Source organism: Amycolatopsis sp. AA4, assembly GCF_002796545.1.
Taxonomy (GTDB): domain Bacteria; phylum Actinomycetota; class Actinomycetes; order Mycobacteriales; family Pseudonocardiaceae; genus Amycolatopsis.
In genome coordinates this window covers 1883894-1900161 of sequence record NZ_CP024894.1, presented here as the reverse complement: position 1 = coordinate 1900161, position 16268 = coordinate 1883894, and the positions used below count along the sequence as shown (strand labels likewise).

Genomic DNA, 16268 nt, shown 5'->3' with positions numbered 1-16268 from the left:
CTTGGTCGGGGATCGGGGTCAGACGGAGGCGGGCCGGTACACGCTGACCTTGGCCAGTCCGCCGAGGCCCGGATCGAGCAGGCCATGGTTGTAGAGGGCGCCGCCGTCCCCGGCGACGCCGATCACCGGTTGGTGGTCGGGCAGCAGAAGCGGCTCCACCACGACGACGTCGCCGCTGTGCACGCCGCCGGGCACGTCGCCGAAAGTGCGCGCGGTGCCCGAATAGACCTCGATCAGGCCGACGCGCGCCTGGTTGTCGGCGTCGCCGGCGAGCCAGTCGTTGAAGTCCGCGACGCCGTGGAATCTCGCGTCGGTCAGCGGATGCTCGGCGAGCCTGCCGAGGTCCGCGTCGCCGAGGTAGCGCAGCACGTTGCCGACCGAAGCAGGTTCGCCGGGTGCGCCCGCGCTGTCGGTGATCGCCGCCGCGGCCAGGTGCGCCGCGTGCGGGGTCCCCCAGATCGAGGTCAGCGACGGCGCCGAGTTTCCCCCGCCCCCGCCGTAGCCCTCGGAGACTGCTTCGTCGGCGCTTTGGTAGGCGTCCGCGCTGTGCTTGACCAGGCCGTTGATCTCCTGCAGCAGCTGCAGCAGCGAGCGCACCGCAGTCACCTGCTGAGAGTGCAGCGCCTCGTTCGCCGCCGCGACGACGCTGCCGAAACTGGCGAACGTCGTCGGCTGCAGCACGAGTTTTTCCAGGTCCGCGACGGCGTTGATGCCGTGGGCGATGATGCCGCCCACGTTGCCGACGGTGGAGCGCATGGCCTCCGGCTCGGCCCGGTACTCGCCGGTCGTGCCCATGGCGCTCCCTCCCGGTCTCCCGCGAACGACGCACCGGTGCGGAGCGTCTGCGCAGAGCGTAAGTTCGCGCCGCCGGGCGAGCGGACGGCAAAAGTACCCACCGCGACCGGGCAACCGGCGGCCAAAATACGGGGCATGAGTGCCCCCCGCGACCGCCTCGGCCTGCTCGGCGAGCAGCCTGGGGAGATCATGCTGCAGTCCCCGCCGATGCTGCCCAAGAGCGGCTCCGGCGGCGTGATGCAGCTCATGATGTTCCTGCCGATGATGCTCGGCATGGGCGCGATGTCGTTCGTCTACATCGGACGCGACGGCGGGGTGATGACCTGGATCTTCGGCGCGCTGTTCGTCACCGCGATGGGCGGCATGATCGTGATGTCGCTCGGCCGCGGCGGCATGGCGAAGAAGGCGCAGATCAACGAGGAGCGCCGTGACTACCAGCGATACCTCGCGGGCCTGCGCACGCGGGTGCGCGCGGTCGCGGATTCGCAGCGCGCCACGCTGATCGCGCAGCAGCCGGATCCGGCGGACCTGTGGGCGTACGTCGAAACCGACCAGCACTGGGACCGCCGCCGCGGCGACCGCTCGTTCGCGATGGTGCGCGCGGCCACCGGTCCGCAGCCGCTCGCGACGCCGTTGCGCGCGCCGCAGATCGCGCCGCTGGAAGAGCTGGACCCGGTTTCCTCCACCAACCTCAAGCACTTCATCCAGACTTTTTCGACGGTCGAGGGCCTGCCGGTTTCGATTTCGCTGCGTTCGTACGCGGCCGCGACGCTGTCCGGCCGCCGGTTCGACGTGCTCGGGATGACGCGTGCGGTGCTGGCGCAGCTGGTCACTTTCCACTCCCCGACCGATCTGCGCGTCGCGTTCTGCGTGGCCCCGGACCGTTCGCACGACTGGGATTGGGCGAAATGGCTGCCGCACGCCACCGCGCCGGTGCTCGCCGACGCGACCGGGCCGCGGCGGTTGTTCGCGGACAACGCCGCGGAACTGGCGCGGTTGCTCGGCCCTGATCTCGGCGACCGCCCGGCCTTCTCGCGGCGTGGTGCGTCGGCGGACCTGCCGCACCTCGTGCTCGTCGTCGACGGCGGCGACTCCCACGGCGAACCGCGCCTGCTGGCCGAAGAAGGCCGGTTGGGCATCACGGTGCTGGAGATCGGCGGCGACCAGCCGCGCGCGACGTCGACCGACCGGCTGCTGAGCCTGCACGTCTCCCCGGAACAACTCGGCATGGTGGTGCTCGACGGCACCGAGGCGCGGCTCGGCTTCCTCGGCACGCCGGACCGGCTCGACCACGGCGCGGCCGAAGCGCTCGCCCGGATGCTGACGCCGCTGCACCAAGGCGGTGCCGTGGTCAGCGAACAACCGATGTCCTCGACGTTCGGCCTCGCCGGACTGCTCGGCATCGGCGACCCGCGCGACACCGACCCGACCGTCACCTGGGCCCCGCGCCCGGCACGCGACCGGCTGCGGATTCCGCTGGGCGTCAACCCCGAAGGCCGTCCGGTCGAACTAGACCTGAAGGAATCCGCCGAGGGCGGCATGGGTCCGCACGGGCTGGTGATCGGCGCGACCGGGTCGGGCAAGAGCGAACTGCTGCGCACGCTGGTCACCGCGCTGGCCGTCACGCATTCGTCGGAGAAGCTGAACCTCGCGCTCATCGACTTCAAGGGCGGCGCGACGTTCGCGGGCATGACCAACCTGCCGCACACCTGCGCGGTGATCACGAACCTGTCCGACGACCTCGCGCTCGTCGACCGCATGGCGGACGCGTTGAACGGAGAATTGCTGCGGCGGCAGGAACTTCTGCACTCGGCCGGGAATTACGCGTCGGTGCGCGACTACGAGAAGGCGCGCGCGGACGGCACGCCGCTGCAGCCGTTGCCGTCATTGCTGGTGATCATCGATGAGTTCTCCGAGCTGCTGTCATCGCGGCCGGAGTTCATCGACCTGTTCGTCGCGATCGGCCGACTCGGCCGTTCGCTGGGGATCCACCTGCTCCTGGCGTCGCAGCGGCTCGAGGAAGGCCGCCTGCGCGGGCTCGACTCGCACCTGTCGTACCGGATCGGCCTGCGGACGTTCTCCGCCGCGGAAAGCCGTGCGGTGCTGGGTGTCGCCGACGCATACCAACTGCCGCCGGTACCCGGTTCGGCCTACCTGAAGTCCGACAACGACACCCTGATCCGGCTCAAGGCCGCGTATGTCTCCGGCGAACTCCCGCCGCGCAGCCGCATCGTGCGCTCGGACGGACAGCAACTCGGGGTGCTGCCGTTCACGCTGGGTCCGGTCGAAGTCCCCGTCGCCGAACAGCCCGCCGCCGAAGCCGCGGAGAAGGGCACCGGCGAGACCATCATCGGCGCGATGCTGTCCCGTTTGGAGGGACGCGGCCCGGCCGCGCACCAGATCTGGCTGCCGCCGCTGGCCGAACCGCCCACTTTGGACCAGCTGCTGCCGCCGATCGGCGAAGACCCCCGCCGCGGTTTGTGTCCGCTCGGCTGGGGCGGCAACGGCAAGCTGACCATCCCGGTCGCGTTGGTGGACAAGCCTTTCGAACAGCGCCGCGACATGCTGTGGGCGGATTTCTCCGGCGCGGCGGGCAACGCGGTGATCGTCGGCGCACCGCAAAGCGGCAAGTCGACATTGATGAAGGACATCGCGGCGATGCTCGCGCTCACCCACACCCCCGCCGAGGTGCAGTTCTTCATCCTGGACATGGGCGGCGGCGCGCTGGCCCCGATCGCCGGCCTCCCGCACGTCTCGGGCTACGCCACCCGCCGCGATCCGCAACGCTGCCGCCGGGTCGTCGCGGAACTCGTGACATTGCTGGAACAGCGGGAAGAATTCTTCGCCGCGCACGGGATCGAGTCGATGGCCGCCTTCCGCAGCCGCCGCGGCGAGTTCGCCGAAAGCAGCGACGACCGCGAGTTCGGCGACGTGTTCCTGTTCGTGGACAACTGGACCACCATCCGGTCCGAATACGAGCGGCTGGAAGAGCAAATCACCGCACTGGCCCAGCGCGGTCTCGGATTCGGCATCCATGTGCTGGTCTCGCTGAACCAGTGGATCGGCGCCCGCGCGCAGCTGCGCGACGCGATCAGCACCCGCTTCGAACTGCGCCTCGGCGACCCCGCGGACTCGTCGATCGACCGCAAGATCGCGCAAAACGTCCCCGCCGACCGCCCCGGCCGCGGCCTGACGGCGGACAAACTGCATTTCCTCGCTGCCCTCCCGCGCATCGACTCCGACCAACGCCCGGAAACCGTAGGCGCCGGCGGCCTGGACCTGGTCCGCCGGATCTCGGCGTCCTGGACCGGCCCCCGCGCCCCCCAGGTCCGCCTGCTGCCCCCAGAAGTCCCGCTGGACTCCCTCCCCGCCGCCCCGCGCGGCCGGATCACGTTGGGCCTGGCCGAATCCACCCTGCGCCCGGTCCACCTGGACTTCCGGACGGACCCGCACTTCCTGGCCTTCGGCGACGTCGAATCGGGCAAGAGCTCCCTGCTGCGTGCCCTCATCACCGGCATCTGCGCGACCAACACGCCCGACGAGGCCCTGATCCTGGTCGGCGACTACCGCCGGGGCCTGCTGGGCGTCGTGGACCAACCGCACCTGCTCGGCTATGCCGGCGCCGAGAACACGTTGACCGACCTGGTGAACCAATGCGCGACCGCGATGCGCAACCGCCTCCCCGGCCCGGACGTCACGCCGGACCAACTGCGCAACCGCTCGTGGTGGCGAGGCCCGGACCTGTACGTGGTGATCGACGACTACGAACTGGTCGCGACCGCCGGCCGGAACCCACTGCTGCCCCTGCTGGAATTCCTGCCGCAAGCCCGGGACATCGGCCTGCACCTGATCCTGGCCCGCTCCTCCGGCGGCGCCGGGCGGGGCCTGTACGAAGCGGTGATCCAGCGGGTGCGGGAATTGGGCTCGCCGGGGCTGGTCATGTCCGGCGGCAAGGAGGAGGGTGCACTGCTGGGCGATGTGAAGCCTTCGCCGCAGCCCGCCGGCCGGGGGACGCTGGTTTCGCGACGGCATGGGGTGGAGTTGGTGCAGGTGGCGTGGACCAAGCCGGTGGAGGACTGAGCAGGACTCGGGTCGCGAGCCAGGTCCTCTCTCAAGGCAACCGCGGATACAGCACTTCCCACCGCGCCACCACAGCCCGCATCTCCGGATCCGCCAGGTACTCACGCAGCACACCGGCAATCTTGATCAACTGCTTGACCCGATGCATCCGAGCGATCTCCGGCGTGGACCGCTTCGTCCACTCCGGACTCAGCCGCGCGCACTCGTCGATTCGCTCCGGGGTCACCACCGCCATGATCCGCCGGACGGCATCCTCTGGACCATACCGCTTGTCCGGCAACGAAAACCCGAACTCGACGAGCCAGATCGACAGGAACAGCTGCCGGTCCAGCACTCGGTCCGCCCCGATCACCTCGCACGTCTCCACGAACGAAAGCACGTCGCAGGCGGTGCGCAGATACAGCTCCTTCTCCGCCTCCGACCATGGCGGATCGTCAGTCCCGTCCGGGCCGAGTTCGGCTCGCAATCCGTTCAACAGCAGCCGCAGGAACTCGCTCCAGCCGTCTCGGTTGAGTCCTTCGGGCAACTGCCCGCCGCCGATCCACCAGGCGAACCGCTCCCGGTGCGACATCCCGGCCACCGGCTCGAGCACCGGCCACGTCCAGCCCGTCACCGGGGCATCCTCCGCCCGGCGGTGCGGAGGTCGATGTCGAAGACGCAGCTCACTCTGCCACCATCCCGTCCAACTCGTTGAGGTCCACCGCGAAGCCGGAGCCGTCGTCGTGCGGAACCGCGTCCCACAACGACTTCGCGGTCCGCCACACCGCCGTTACTCTCGACCACTCGACTTCGCCGCTGAGTGTCAGCGTCACCAGCGCATCAGCCGCGCCCGTCCGGTCCGGCCCCGCCTCCGCGATCAGGCCCGCGAGCAACGGCGTCCCCGCCGTAACCTCGAGCTGAAACCCGACGTCCGCGGACACCCAACCCTCGCCTTCCCAACGATTCTCGACGGGAAGCGTCGCTGTCAACGCTTCGAACCCGGCAGCGGCACTGAGCCCGCCAGTCCGGCAGTACAACCGGATCTCGTACGCCATCACGCGAGCCGATGCAGGGCCGCACGCACTTCGGCGAGCAATTCCTCGTCCGTCGGGTCGCCCGGCTCGCGCAGCGCGGGGTCGATCGGATAGTCCTCCAGCACGAAGAAGAGATGGTTCAGCACCTTCCCGAGCGGGCCCCGCGATCTCTCGTTCCGTTCCAGGGAAAGCATCCGAGCGGCATACCACGTCCTCGCGAACTCCGGACCGGTCACTTCCCCGCGGACGAACGACTCCATCGCAGCCAACCGCCGTCCCACCCCGGATTCCGCGGGCGCCTCGCTCCGCTTGGCCCAGGAATGCTCCACCGGCCGGTACTTCGCCGCGATGCCGGGCAGTTCCGGATACTGCTGAACCAACTGCCGTGCCGCCCGCCCGAACCGGGCCCGAGCGTCGTCGACACCCCCGGGCACGGCACCGGCGAGGAACAACCGGGTGCCTGCCACCAGCACATATCCCCCGCCGCTGGCTAGCACCGCACCGGAAAAGTCGGGCACGACGAACAGCACTGAACTACCGCCCGTCAACGTGGAACCCACCGCCAGCCGCTCGGTCGCTGCCCCCGGTTCGAGACCGCAGCGCAGCACCTCGGTCGCGCCGACAAACCTCGCCGCGGTGCGCAACCGGGCCAGGATTGCGTGGTCCACTCCGGACGGAGCGGCGATCGGAGCGACGGATTTCCCTTCCTCCGCAAGCCATTTGTCGGCAAAGCGACGCGCCCCGGAAAGAACAGTCCCGCCGGGCCACGCCAGCACGTCGGCGATCCGGCCGGTGAAGTCCACGACGCTCAGTCTACCGGGATTCCGTCGGAAATTCCGCGAACCGGATAAACCCGCTCAATCGCCCTCAACCCAGCCACCACCTCCGCCAACTGCGCGTACTCAATCCCCTCGATCCGGAACGACAACCGGTTCCCGCTGGAATGATCCGCGACCGCCACGCCCTCCGCCTCGACCCGTCCGTCCGGCGCCACGGTCACGGTCAGCTCGAGCCATTCCTCCATTGACGTCAGCCGCGCGCTGCCGCCGGACTCCGGGCACGCCGCCAGTTCCCGCCGGAACTCCCGCAGTTCATCGGCCCGCAATCCGGCGGCCAATCGCGTGGTGAACCCGCCCGAGACGATCTCGATCGGGCTGACCAGCCAGTTCCCGTCCCAGAAATCGTCCGCACCGGGGTGCATCCGCCCGTGCACGGCGATCACCAGCCGGTCCCCGCTCGCCGCGCCGAACGTCACCGTGTGCATTCCGCTCCCAGGTATCGCCGCCAGCTCTGCCCCGAAAGGTACCGGCGTCCCGAACGCCGGCTCCGCACCCGGACTACCCGCGCTCACCCGTCCGGAGCAAGCCGCCGGCGGCGTGACACCGACGGCGCCTCCGCGAAACGTGGATCGAAGACCGACTTCCGTAGGTTACCGGATTTCCACATGCCGCCTACGGTCGGGAAATCACCACCGAGCCGGAGGGATTTTCCATGCGTTACGCGAAAGCGGCGGCGGTAGTCGCCGGGGCGGCGATGGCGTTCGGAGTCGGGGCGGCGGTCCCGGCCAGTGCCGACACGCACATCATCGGCGGCGACACCGTGAAGTCGGCCCCGTGGGGCGCTCAGGTGTTCTGGGACGACGTCACCGACTACGGCGGCTTCGAATGCTCCGGCACGATCATCGCCTCGCAGTGGGTGCTCACCGCGCAACACTGCCTGAACAAGGGCGGCATGCACGTCAAGGTCGGCGACGTCGCGCTGGGCCAGGGCACCGAGGCCGCGGTCGACGAGCAAAAGGCCTCTCCCAACGGCGACATCGCGCTGCTGCACCTGAAGTCCGCAGTCGACGCGACGTACCTGAAGCTCGCCGACAAGGACCCGGAAACCGGTGCCACCAACCAGATCTACGGCTGGGGCCGCACCAAGGACCAGAGCCCGCCCTCGGACACCCTGAAAACCGCGGACGTCCAGGTGACCGGCGAAAGCACGGACGCCTTCAACGGCAAGGCAATAGCCAGCAAGGGCGTCACCGGCTCCTCCTGGCACGGCGACTCCGGCGGCCCGCAACTGGCCGACGGCGTGCAGGTGGGCGTCTGCTCGACCGGCGAAAACTCCGGCAGCGACGAACACGGCACCCAAAACTACGCCAGCGTCGCCAACAGCCGCGACTGGATCAAGCAAACCGCAGGCGTCTAAATAACCCAACGTCCGTGAAGGGCTCCTTGAGGGAATCTGATTCCCTCAAGGAGCCCTTCACGGCGTTTAAGAGCCCCGCGAAACCATCCCCCGCAATGCCCCCTTGTCCGGCTTCCCAGACGCCGCAACAGGAACCTCCCCCACCACGGTCACCGAAGCCGGAACCGCCCCCTCGCCCAGTTCCGCGGCGACCGCCTCCCGCAACCGCACCGGATCAGGCACGCACCCAGGCGCGGCAACAACAAACGCGTGCGCCGCCTCTCCGGTCCGCTCATCCGGCACAGCCACGACGTACGCCTGATCCACCTCGCGATGCGAAGCGAGCACCCGCTCGATCGGCCCGGTGTAATGAATCACCGCGTTGACGATCACCACATCCCGCGCGCGCCCGGTCAGATACAAAAACCCGCGCTCGTCCAACCGCCCGATGTCCTGCGTGCGAACCCATCCGTCAACCAGCACCGAACGACTCGACGCGGGATCCCCCCAGTACCCCGCGAAAACCCGAGCCGCACGAACGAAAACCGCCCCGGAAACCCCCGCGGGAACCACGTGCCCGACAGCGTCCCGGACCTCCACCGAAACACCGTCGCAAGGCAACCCCACCGAAGCGATCGCCTCCGGATACCAATCGACGTCCTCTCGGTACAACACAGTCAATTTCCCGGTCTCAGTCTGCCCGTACCCCTGCCGCAACGCCGACCCGATCCGCTCGAACCCCTCAGCCAGCAACCCGGGCTCCACCGGCGACCCAGCCACCGTCAACGCCCGCAACGAAGAAAGATCCACAGCTTCCCGCCGCAAAACATCCAACATCCGATACAGCCGAGGAACCGTCACCAACGCCGCAGTAATATCCAACCGCGGCAAAATCCAAGGAAAGTCCGGTGCCCCCTCCGGAATCACCGCCGTCCCCCCAGCAAGCAAACAGGCTTGCAAATGCAACACCATCACCGCACTGCTCAATGTCCCGAACAGCAAAAACCGCCGATACTCCCCCTCCGGCGTCTCCCCGCGCTGCTCGATCCCGAACTCCCCCAACGCATCGAACCGATACGCCACCCCCTTGGGAAGCCCCGTGCTCCCGCTCGTGAACACCACCCACCCGATATCCCCAGCACGACCGCAAGGCACCGGCTCCTCATACGCCCCAAGCAGTTCCGCCCCGACCCGCAGCACCCGAACCCCAGGCAGCTGAAACGAATCGGAATCAGTCACCACCACCGCGACCCCGTCCAGCACCGCCGCCAAATGCGCCGCGGGCAACCCCGCCCGCACCCCCACCGCCCGCGCCCCCAGCGTCTGCACCGCGATCTGCGCGGCCCACCCCTCCGGCGTCACCCCGGTCGCGATCCCGACCCCGTCCCCGGCCCGCACCCCGGCCGCCCGCAGCCCGGCGGCGAACCGGCCCACCAGGTCCAGCACCTCGCCCCGGCGAACCCGCCGCTCCCCGTGCTCGAACGCGACGTCGTCCGGCGCGCGCCGCAGCGAATCCAGCAGTTCCTGGGGAAATACCATGACCCCGCCCTCCCGTCGGGCCAGCCACCCGCGACTGGCCCGGCAAGAGGTACCGGAGAGATCTCAGAATCCTCTCAGCGCATACCGTTCAGCGGGAACCCGCACGGCCCACAAGCCGCCCAGCGCCACCACCGCGACCAAGCCGAAAGTCGCGGCCAGCGTCCAAAAGTCCGGCCGCACAATCGACTGTCCGCGCACCGCCTGCCACGCCGTAACAATGATGACCCCCGCGTACCCGACCGCACCGGTCCACACGAGCCGCCGCCGCACGAGTTCGTTGGACAGCACCGGACAGCGCCGCGACAACGCGACCAACGCGAGCGCCAGCAGCGGCAACGCCTGAATCGCGTGGATCCCCACGAAATGCGTGATCCGCATGTCCCCGCCGACCGTGCTCCAGCCCAGCAGCGGCAGCCCCGGCCCGCCGTCCTCGAGACCGACCGTGTGCCCGCCGATCATCGACGGTTTGCCGCCGCCGTCCAGCACCTGCTGCTGCGCCGGGCTGGCCGAAAACATCGCCAAAGCCAGTCCCATACCGCCCGCCGCGAGCGCGGTTCCCCACCGCAGCGCGGACGTCAGCGCGCGGTCCGGCAGCTTTTGGAACAGCAGCAGCACGGCCACCGCCGCGGTCGCGCCCCACGCGGTGAACGCGCCGGTGGCCAGGATGTTGCCGATCGTCACGTCGGCCGGCGTCGCGTGGTTGAAGTGCAGCGGACGGTCCCGCAGCAGCACCTGCCACACCAGCAGCGCCATGTCGGTGCCTATGCCAACCGCGAACACCGTGCCCATCCACCAGCCGGCCCGGCGGCCCCGCCGCACCAGCGACAACAGCCACGCCAGAGTCGGTGCGTACAACGCCACCGAAACCGCGAATTTGAACGGTTTCGCCCACAGCGGCGCGTTGACGAGCGTGCGATCATCCAGAAGCAGCCCGAACACGCACACGACGAGCAGCACCGCCATCGCCCCGGCCAGCACGCCGAGCGGCCGATGCAGCCGGAACAGCCGCGATCCCCAGGAAGTCATGGGATCAGCCTGGTCGCGGGCGGGGCGCCGGGCACTGGCGTCGTCCCCCGTTTCCGAGGTAGGGCCCGCCTCACCTGTGGGTAATAGTGCCGTCAAAGCGACCGGCAGTTGTGCCGTTTGACCACACCCGCTCTTTTTCTAGCGTGACATTCACACCGCGCGGCCCGCCGCGCACCGGGATTTTCCACGAGAGGGAAGGAGGTGGCCCGTCAGATGTCCAGTCCGGGATTCCAGGCAGATTCCGCTGCCATGACGCGCGCCGTCCAGGGCTTCGAGGAAACCGCTTCGAACGCTAAGACGACCATGGCCAGCTTGGAGTCCGAGCTGACCGAGACGCTGCGGAACTACAAGGGCGACCAGGCGGTCGCGTTCTGGGACCTGCAGCGCCGGCTCCAGGAGAAGATGGGCGCCGCCGTCCGGGAGCTCGACACCATGTCGCAGCTCGTGCACACCAGCCACGCGAACTACAACGCGGGCGACTCCGACGTGCACCAGAGCTTCCAGAGCGTCAGCCACACCGTCGAGGGCAACGTGATCCCTCGCCTCAACCCCTGAGAGAGGACAAGACACCATGGCTGACGTCGTAGAAATCAGCTTCGGGGCCCTGCAGCACAGCTCCGCGTCGCTCGCCGCCAAGGCGAAGGCGCTGACCTCCCAGCTGGAGCAGCTGCACCAGAACCTGCAGCCGATCACCCAGACCTGGTACGCCTCGGGCAGCTCCGCCGGTGAAGCGGCGCGCGCGTCCGAGACCCGGCTCCGCCAGGCGACCGCCGACATCGTCGCGATCATCGCGCAGTTCGGCTCCAAGGTCGGCGACGCCCACGATCTCCAGCACCAGCTGGAGAACCGCAACCAGGGCCTGTTCGCCTGATCCGGCCCCGACGCCGGCCGTCCGGGGCGGGCCTACCCCCCACCCGCTCCGGACGGCCGGCTTTCCCGCGTCCTGCCGCACGAGAGGTCACCGGCCGATGCCCGACCAGTCGTACTACGTCCACCTGGAATCGCTGACGGACTTCGTCCGGGAGCTGGAAACCCAGATCCACGCGATGTCCCGGCCGAACGACTTCCTGCGCACCCTCGGGGAGCATCCGCTGCTGTTCGGGGAGTTCGGGGAAGCCGCTTCGCTCGCCGACGCCCACCGCGCCGCGGTCGCCGAGATGCAGGGCCTGCTGGAGCAGGTCCGCGGGGCGATCACCTTCGCGCAGGACGTCACCACCACCGTCGCCGACGGATACGCCCAGGCCGACCAGTCGGTCGCGGGCGACCTGCACCGCTCGGGTCAGCAGACCGGTCTGCTCGACCCGCTTTTCTCGTTGCTGGGCCTTGATTCTTCAGGGGGTAAGAACGCATGAGCGGGCCTCGCACCAACTTCGCCGGATACACCCACCAGCAGCTCTACGCGATGCTGCAGGCGGGCGACCCGACCACCGCGCGCGCCGCGGCCGAACAGTGGAACTCGGCCTCGCGCGGGCTGTACGACCAGGCCGAGAACCTGTCGGACCAGCTCACCGACTTCTCCAGCGCGTGGACCGGCGGCGCGGCCGACCAGTACCGGACGATGATGACCGACCTCGTCGGCGGCATCCGCAAGGTCGCGGTCACCGCGCAGGGCATGCGCGACATGCTGGAGGACGCCGCGGACGCGCTGGTCAAGGCGAAGGCCGAGATGCCGCCGCCGGTCGCGGTCCCGGACGTCTCCCCCGCCGACGTCGCGCTGGCGGTCAACCCGCCGCTGCTTCCGCCGGACACCCCGCCCGCCACCGTCATCGCCGCGACCCAGCAGCGGCAGCAGGCGATCGCCAACGTCGAAGCGCAGCAACAGGCCGCCAACGCCGCCGGCTCCGCGCACGCGAAGGCGATCGTGGTGATGAACAACCTCGCGACCAATTACGACACCGCCGAGGAGTCGATCCCGGTCTCGCCGAACGCGGCCGCCCCGCCGCCCAAGCCGGTCCCCGGCGGCGGCGCTGCCCCCGGCGGCGCCACCGGACCGATCGGCAACAGCCCGGACGGCGGCACCGCGGTCGGCGCCCCGGTCGACTCGCACCCGCTGCCCACCGACGGCACGCAGGTTCCCGGCTCCGAGCCCGGGCAGCACCCGACGCAGCCGTCCTCGGGCAGCCCGCTGTTCGGCGACATGTTCACCGCCGGTCTCGCGGCCGCGTCCGCCGCCGCGTTCGGCCGGTTCGGGTCGATCATGCCGAAGGTTCCGTCGTGGGCCTCGGGCGGTCCGAAGGACAAAGACAAAGACAAGGACGGCAAGGACAAAGAGCAGGACACCCCGTTGCCGGGCACGAAACTCGGCGGCGGGGCCGGTCCCGCGGGCGGGGGCGGCGGCGGGATCCCCGTCGGCGGCGGGCAAGCCCCGTCGATCGACGGCGGCGGCATTCCGTCCGGCGGCGGCCTCAGCGGTTCCGGGGAAGCTCCCGCCGCGCACTCCGGGCTCGCCGGGAACGCGCCGTCGAACGTCCTCAGCGGACTCGCGGGCGGCGCCGCCGGTGCGGCGGGCGCGGCGGCCAAGAGCGCCATGCCGATGATGCCCATGATGCCGATGGGCGGCATGGGCGCGGGCGGCGACCTGGGCTCCGGCCGCCGGATTCCCGCGTGGCTCGTCGAAACCGAGAACGTGTGGGGCCAGCAGGCTCCGGTCGCGCCCTCGGTCGTCGGCGAAGAGCCGACCGACCAGCCGTGACCGACGGCTACCGGGTCGCCCCGGCGAAACTCGCGACCGCGGCGTCCGAATTGGACACTCGCGCCGGGGCGCTCCGGACCGCGCAGCAGTCCGTGGCGGGCGAAAAGGTGCCCGCCACGGCCTTCGGCCAGCTGTCCGCGTCGTCCGGATGTGCTGCCGGGCTGGCGAAAACGCTCAGCGCCCTCGCCGCCGACGTCGACCAGCGCGTCACTCGCGTCCAGGTCCTCCGCGACGGCCTCACCGCCTCGTCGGCGGGCTACCGACGCGCCGACGAGCAGGTAGCGGCGATGTACCGCTCGCTGCTGCCCGAAGACCCGGTGCCGTCCGCCGGAAAGTCCGCTGCCAGCGGCGGATGGGCCGGAACCATCGCGGCCAACCGGATGAAGGTTTCCGACGCGCTCGCCGCCGAACGGACCCGCCTGGCCGGACTGGCCGATCCGGACGCCATCGCCCGCTCGAAGCGGCGGATCGCGCTGTACCAGAGCATTATCGACGACCATCGGCAGATCCTGCGGTTCGATCCGTCCGGCAACGGCCGGATCGCCGAACTGGTCGGCTCGATCCAGCCGGGGACGCGCAACGTCGGGCTGTTCGTGCCCGGCGTGCACACCCGGATGGACACCTTCCAGTCCTACGCCGACCTCGGCCGCAGCCTCGTCGCCGCCGACCCGAGCGGCCGGACCGCGATGGTCGTCTGGGCCGACGGCGTGTTCCCGCAGAACGTCACCACCGAGGGCGCCGAGGCCAGCTACGCGCAGACGATGGCCCCGAACCTCAAGGCGTTCGGCGACGAATTGCGCGGCCAGGTCGATGCCCAGACCGGCGGCTCGGCCACGATCACCGCGATCGGCCACAGCTACGGCGGCGCCACCGTCGGGCTGGCCGACCAGCAAGGCCTGCCCGTGGACCGGGTGCTGCACGTAGAGTCGGCGGGCATGGGACACGGCGTATGGAGGCCAGCGGACCTGCCGCCGAGCCAGGCCGGCGTGCAGCGGTACTCGATGACCGCCCCGCTCGACCCGATCGTGCTCGCCCAGGGCAACGCCGGGGCGCTGGAATGGACCGGCATCGGCCACGGTGCCGACCCGGACACCTTCCCCGGCGTCACCGAACTCACCACCGGCCGCGACGCCGCCGGAAACGTGCAGTGGGGCTTGTCCTCGCACAGCGGCGTGCTCAAGCCGGGTTCGGATTCGTGGGAGAACATCTACGGCGTGCTGACCGGAGGCCACGTCACTGAAGCACCCGTGCCGGTTCCGGCGGTGCTGCCGTGATCACGCGCGAATTGAAGGATCTGGCGGCCGAGCTGACGAACGTCATCGACAGCGTGGCGGCGGCGTTCGGTCCTCGCGCACTGCCCACAGTGGACGGTGAACTGGACTGCGATCCCGCACAGCCGGGGCATCTGGTGTGCTGGCAGTACGGGGTCCGGCTGGAGGACAGCCCGACCGCGTTGCGGGTGCTGGCCGAAGCGGTGCGGCCGACGCTGGAAACGGCGGGCTGGGAAGCCTACGACCGCAGCACTTATCGGGAAGTGATCGCGCGGTTTTCCCGGGACGGCGCGGATTTCAGCGTGCACATCGCCCGCGACGGGCGTGGGGTGGCGATCATCGGCTCGACGCGGCTCGTACGGGTCGCGGACGAGGACTAGCCCACCCGCCTCGTGCGTGTTGATTCCGGTTAGAACCGGCATACACACGCACGACGGAACGGGAGGCCACCGTCAGCTCACGCCCGAAACCGCGACGGCCGCCACCCGCGCCGTCGTCCCCGCCGGAACGCCGCCACGCCAATCCCCGCCGCAGCCGCCACCGCCACCCCGCCGAGCGCGACGACTCCCGCCGCCAGCTCGGACGTCGGCCGAGCCGGTGCCGCGGCCGGAACCACCGCGGGCAGCTCAGACCGCACCGCTGCCGCGCTCGGGCCGGGCGCCTTGGCGGGCAGGGTCGACGACACCGCGGCGTACGCGTCGAGCATTCCCCAGCCCCGGCGCGGATCGTGCGCCCCGGACGGCGGGCGGGAAGCGGTGAGCAGCAACCGGTTCACCACCTCCTCGCCCTTCATGTCCGGGTGCGCCGAACGCACGAGCGCCGCCACTCCGGCGACGTACGCCGCGGCCAGGCTCGGGTCGGTGATCGGCCAGCGGTGCGCGATCGCGCCCCCGCCGCCGGCCGACGTGCTCACCAGATTCGCGCCCGGCGCGGCGATTCCGAGGTAATCCCCGGCTTCGCTCTGCACCGACGCGCCGGATTCGTCCGTCGAACCGACCGCGAGCACGCCCTTCGAAGCGGTCGGATACGTGTGCGCCCCTTGCTGTGTGGCCGCCGCGGCCGAAATCACCACGGCACCGCGCGACTTCGCGTGGTCGAGCGCCGCGCCGAGCGCCGGACTGTCCGAACCCGCCGGGACCGCCACGAGAATCACTCCCGCGCCACGGTCGACCGCGGTGTCGATCGCGCCCGCCAGCGCGCCCGGATCGCCGCCGCCGTCCGAGGACGAGCCGTTGCTTTCGGTGTAGCGCAAGGGAAGCAGCTTCACGCCGGGGGCGACGCCGGTGAACGTGGTCTCGTCCGACGGCTGCGCGCCGACGATGCCCGCGGCGATCGTGCCGCGTCCGTCGCAGTCGGAATCCGCGGTGCCCGCGCCGCCGAGCACCTGCCCGGGCCCGAACTGCGCGTTCTGCTTGTCGACGCCGGTGCCGATCACCGCGACGGTCTGGCCCTCGCCCCTGGTCAGCGCCCACAGCCGCGGCGGGTTGACCAGCCGCTGCCCCCAGGACACCGCCCCGGTGTACGGGCCGGACGGATTCGCGCACGAGGCCGCCCCGGCCGAGGTCGCCGCGGCGGGCAGGCCGAGCACCACGAGCGCGGCCACCGCTCCGGCGGCAATTCCCCGCACCGCGGCCCCCTCCCCTTGTCGGACAAGGAGATTCTAGTGGAGAGCGGGCC

At 70.3% G+C, this 16268-nt stretch carries 16 protein-coding genes; 8 read left to right on the top strand and 8 right to left on the bottom strand.

From position 1 onward, the window contains the following. Nucleotides 1-18: 18 nt before the first annotated feature. Entirely contained in the window at nt 19-795 is a 777-nt protein-coding gene (locus tag CU254_RS09085) for a WXG100 family type VII secretion target (RefSeq protein WP_009074887.1), read from the bottom strand. Nucleotides 796-930: 135 nt separating this feature from the next. Here CU254_RS09085 and CU254_RS09080 point away from each other — a divergent pair, with 135 nt between their 5' ends. After that, nucleotides 931-4875 carry a type VII secretion protein EccC gene (locus CU254_RS09080; RefSeq protein WP_009074885.1) on the top strand — a complete coding sequence of 1315 codons (3945 nt, stop codon included), beginning with the start codon at nt 931-933 and terminating at the stop codon, nt 4873-4875. Nucleotides 4876-4906: 31 nt separating this feature from the next. Here CU254_RS09080 and CU254_RS09075 read toward each other — a convergent pair whose 3' ends face one another. Genes CU254_RS09075 through CU254_RS09060 form a run of 4 tightly spaced genes read right to left on the bottom strand, consistent with a single transcriptional unit; the run spans nt 4907 to nt 7152 of the window. Then, complete coding sequence (locus CU254_RS09075; RefSeq protein ID WP_009074883.1) at nt 4907-5488, bottom strand: hypothetical protein; 582 nt, start codon at nt 5486-5488, stop codon at nt 4907-4909. A 49-nt stretch (nt 5489-5537) separates the two neighbouring features. Beyond that, a complete protein-coding gene (locus tag CU254_RS09070; RefSeq protein ID WP_100266738.1) occupies nt 5538-5909 on the bottom strand; it encodes a hypothetical protein in 372 nt (123 codons plus the stop codon). Then, nucleotides 5909-6691 carry a hypothetical protein gene (locus CU254_RS09065; protein ID WP_009074879.1) on the bottom strand — a complete coding sequence of 261 codons (783 nt, stop codon included), beginning with the start codon at nt 6689-6691 and terminating at the stop codon, nt 5909-5911. Before CU254_RS09065 ends, CU254_RS09070 begins: the two co-directional genes overlap by 1 nt. A 5-nt stretch (nt 6692-6696) precedes the next feature. Then, nucleotides 6697-7152, bottom strand: coding sequence for a hypothetical protein (locus CU254_RS09060; RefSeq protein WP_037713049.1), 456 nt, complete (start codon nt 7150-7152; stop codon nt 6697-6699). A 227-nt stretch (nt 7153-7379) separates the two neighbouring features. Between CU254_RS09060 and CU254_RS09055 the strand changes: the two genes are divergently transcribed. Then, a complete protein-coding gene (locus CU254_RS09055; protein WP_009074876.1) occupies nt 7380-8084 on the top strand; it encodes a trypsin-like serine protease in 705 nt (234 codons plus the stop codon). A gap of 66 nt (nt 8085-8150) precedes the next feature. On the opposite strand, the gene CU254_RS09050 is transcribed toward CU254_RS09055, so the two are convergent. Together CU254_RS09050 and CU254_RS09045 are read right to left on the bottom strand one after the other, a co-directional pair. Continuing rightward, nucleotides 8151-9602, bottom strand: a complete 1452-nt coding sequence (locus tag CU254_RS09050) for a class I adenylate-forming enzyme family protein (RefSeq protein WP_009074874.1) — start codon at nt 9600-9602, stop codon at nt 8151-8153. Nucleotides 9603-9665: 63 nt separating this feature from the next. Then, complete coding sequence (locus tag CU254_RS09045; protein ID WP_009074872.1) at nt 9666-10628, bottom strand: hypothetical protein; 963 nt, start codon at nt 10626-10628, stop codon at nt 9666-9668. Between the two features lie 213 nt (nt 10629-10841). On the opposite strand from CU254_RS09045, the gene CU254_RS09040 reads away from it, so the two are divergent. The 6 genes from CU254_RS09040 (at nt 10842) to CU254_RS09015 (ending at nt 14971) form a co-directional block, all read left to right on the top strand. Next, nucleotides 10842-11183, top strand: a complete 342-nt coding sequence (locus CU254_RS09040) for a WXG100 family type VII secretion target (protein ID WP_009074870.1) — start codon at nt 10842-10844, stop codon at nt 11181-11183. A 16-nt stretch (nt 11184-11199) separates the two neighbouring features. Beyond that, nucleotides 11200-11499, top strand: a complete 300-nt coding sequence (locus CU254_RS09035; RefSeq protein WP_009074868.1) for a hypothetical protein — start codon at nt 11200-11202, stop codon at nt 11497-11499. Between the two features lie 97 nt (nt 11500-11596). Then, complete coding sequence (locus CU254_RS09030) at nt 11597-11980, top strand: hypothetical protein (protein ID WP_009074866.1); 384 nt, start codon at nt 11597-11599, stop codon at nt 11978-11980. Then, nucleotides 11977-13320, top strand: a complete 1344-nt coding sequence (locus tag CU254_RS09025) for a WXG100 family type VII secretion target (RefSeq protein WP_009074864.1) — start codon at nt 11977-11979, stop codon at nt 13318-13320. The genes CU254_RS09030 and CU254_RS09025 overlap by 4 nt, the downstream gene beginning before the upstream one ends. Then, nucleotides 13317-14594: an alpha/beta hydrolase gene (locus CU254_RS09020; RefSeq protein ID WP_009074862.1), complete on the top strand. Its 1278-nt coding sequence runs from the start codon at nt 13317-13319 to the stop codon at nt 14592-14594. Before CU254_RS09025 ends, CU254_RS09020 begins: the two co-directional genes overlap by 4 nt. Continuing rightward, a complete protein-coding gene (locus CU254_RS09015) occupies nt 14591-14971 on the top strand; it encodes a hypothetical protein (protein WP_009074860.1) in 381 nt (126 codons plus the stop codon). The genes CU254_RS09020 and CU254_RS09015 overlap by 4 nt, the downstream gene beginning before the upstream one ends. Nucleotides 14972-15048: 77 nt before the next feature. Here CU254_RS09015 and CU254_RS09010 read toward each other — a convergent pair whose 3' ends face one another. Beyond that, complete coding sequence (locus tag CU254_RS09010; protein ID WP_009074859.1) at nt 15049-16218, bottom strand: S8 family serine peptidase; 1170 nt, start codon at nt 16216-16218, stop codon at nt 15049-15051. Nucleotides 16219-16268: the final 50 nt, after the last annotated feature.

Bases quoted from the DNA above. Each gene is read 5' to 3' on its own strand.
- CU254_RS09070 (WP_100266738.1), bottom strand. From the start codon at position 5,909: ATGGCGTACGAGATCCGGTTGTACTGCCGGACTGGCGGGCTCAGTGCC.
- CU254_RS09035 (WP_009074868.1), top strand. From the start codon at position 11,200: ATGGCTGACGTCGTAGAAATCAGCTTCGGGGCCCTGCAGCACAGCTCC.
- CU254_RS09050 (WP_009074874.1), bottom strand. From the start codon at position 9,602: ATGGTATTTCCCCAGGAACTGCTGGATTCGCTGCGGCGCGCGCCGGAC.
- CU254_RS09040 (WP_009074870.1), top strand. From the start codon at position 10,842: ATGTCCAGTCCGGGATTCCAGGCAGATTCCGCTGCCATGACGCGCGCC.
- CU254_RS09060 (WP_037713049.1), bottom strand. From the start codon at position 7,152: ATGCACACGGTGACGTTCGGCGCGGCGAGCGGGGACCGGCTGGTGATC.
- CU254_RS09055 (WP_009074876.1), top strand. From the start codon at position 7,380: ATGCGTTACGCGAAAGCGGCGGCGGTAGTCGCCGGGGCGGCGATGGCG.
- CU254_RS09085 (WP_009074887.1), bottom strand. From the start codon at position 795: ATGGGCACGACCGGCGAGTACCGGGCCGAGCCGGAGGCCATGCGCTCC.
- CU254_RS09045 (WP_009074872.1), bottom strand. From the start codon at position 10,628: ATGACTTCCTGGGGATCGCGGCTGTTCCGGCTGCATCGGCCGCTCGGC.
- CU254_RS09030 (WP_009074866.1), top strand. From the start codon at position 11,597: ATGCCCGACCAGTCGTACTACGTCCACCTGGAATCGCTGACGGACTTC.
- CU254_RS09025 (WP_009074864.1), top strand. From the start codon at position 11,977: ATGAGCGGGCCTCGCACCAACTTCGCCGGATACACCCACCAGCAGCTC.
- CU254_RS09080 (WP_009074885.1), top strand. From the start codon at position 931: ATGAGTGCCCCCCGCGACCGCCTCGGCCTGCTCGGCGAGCAGCCTGGG.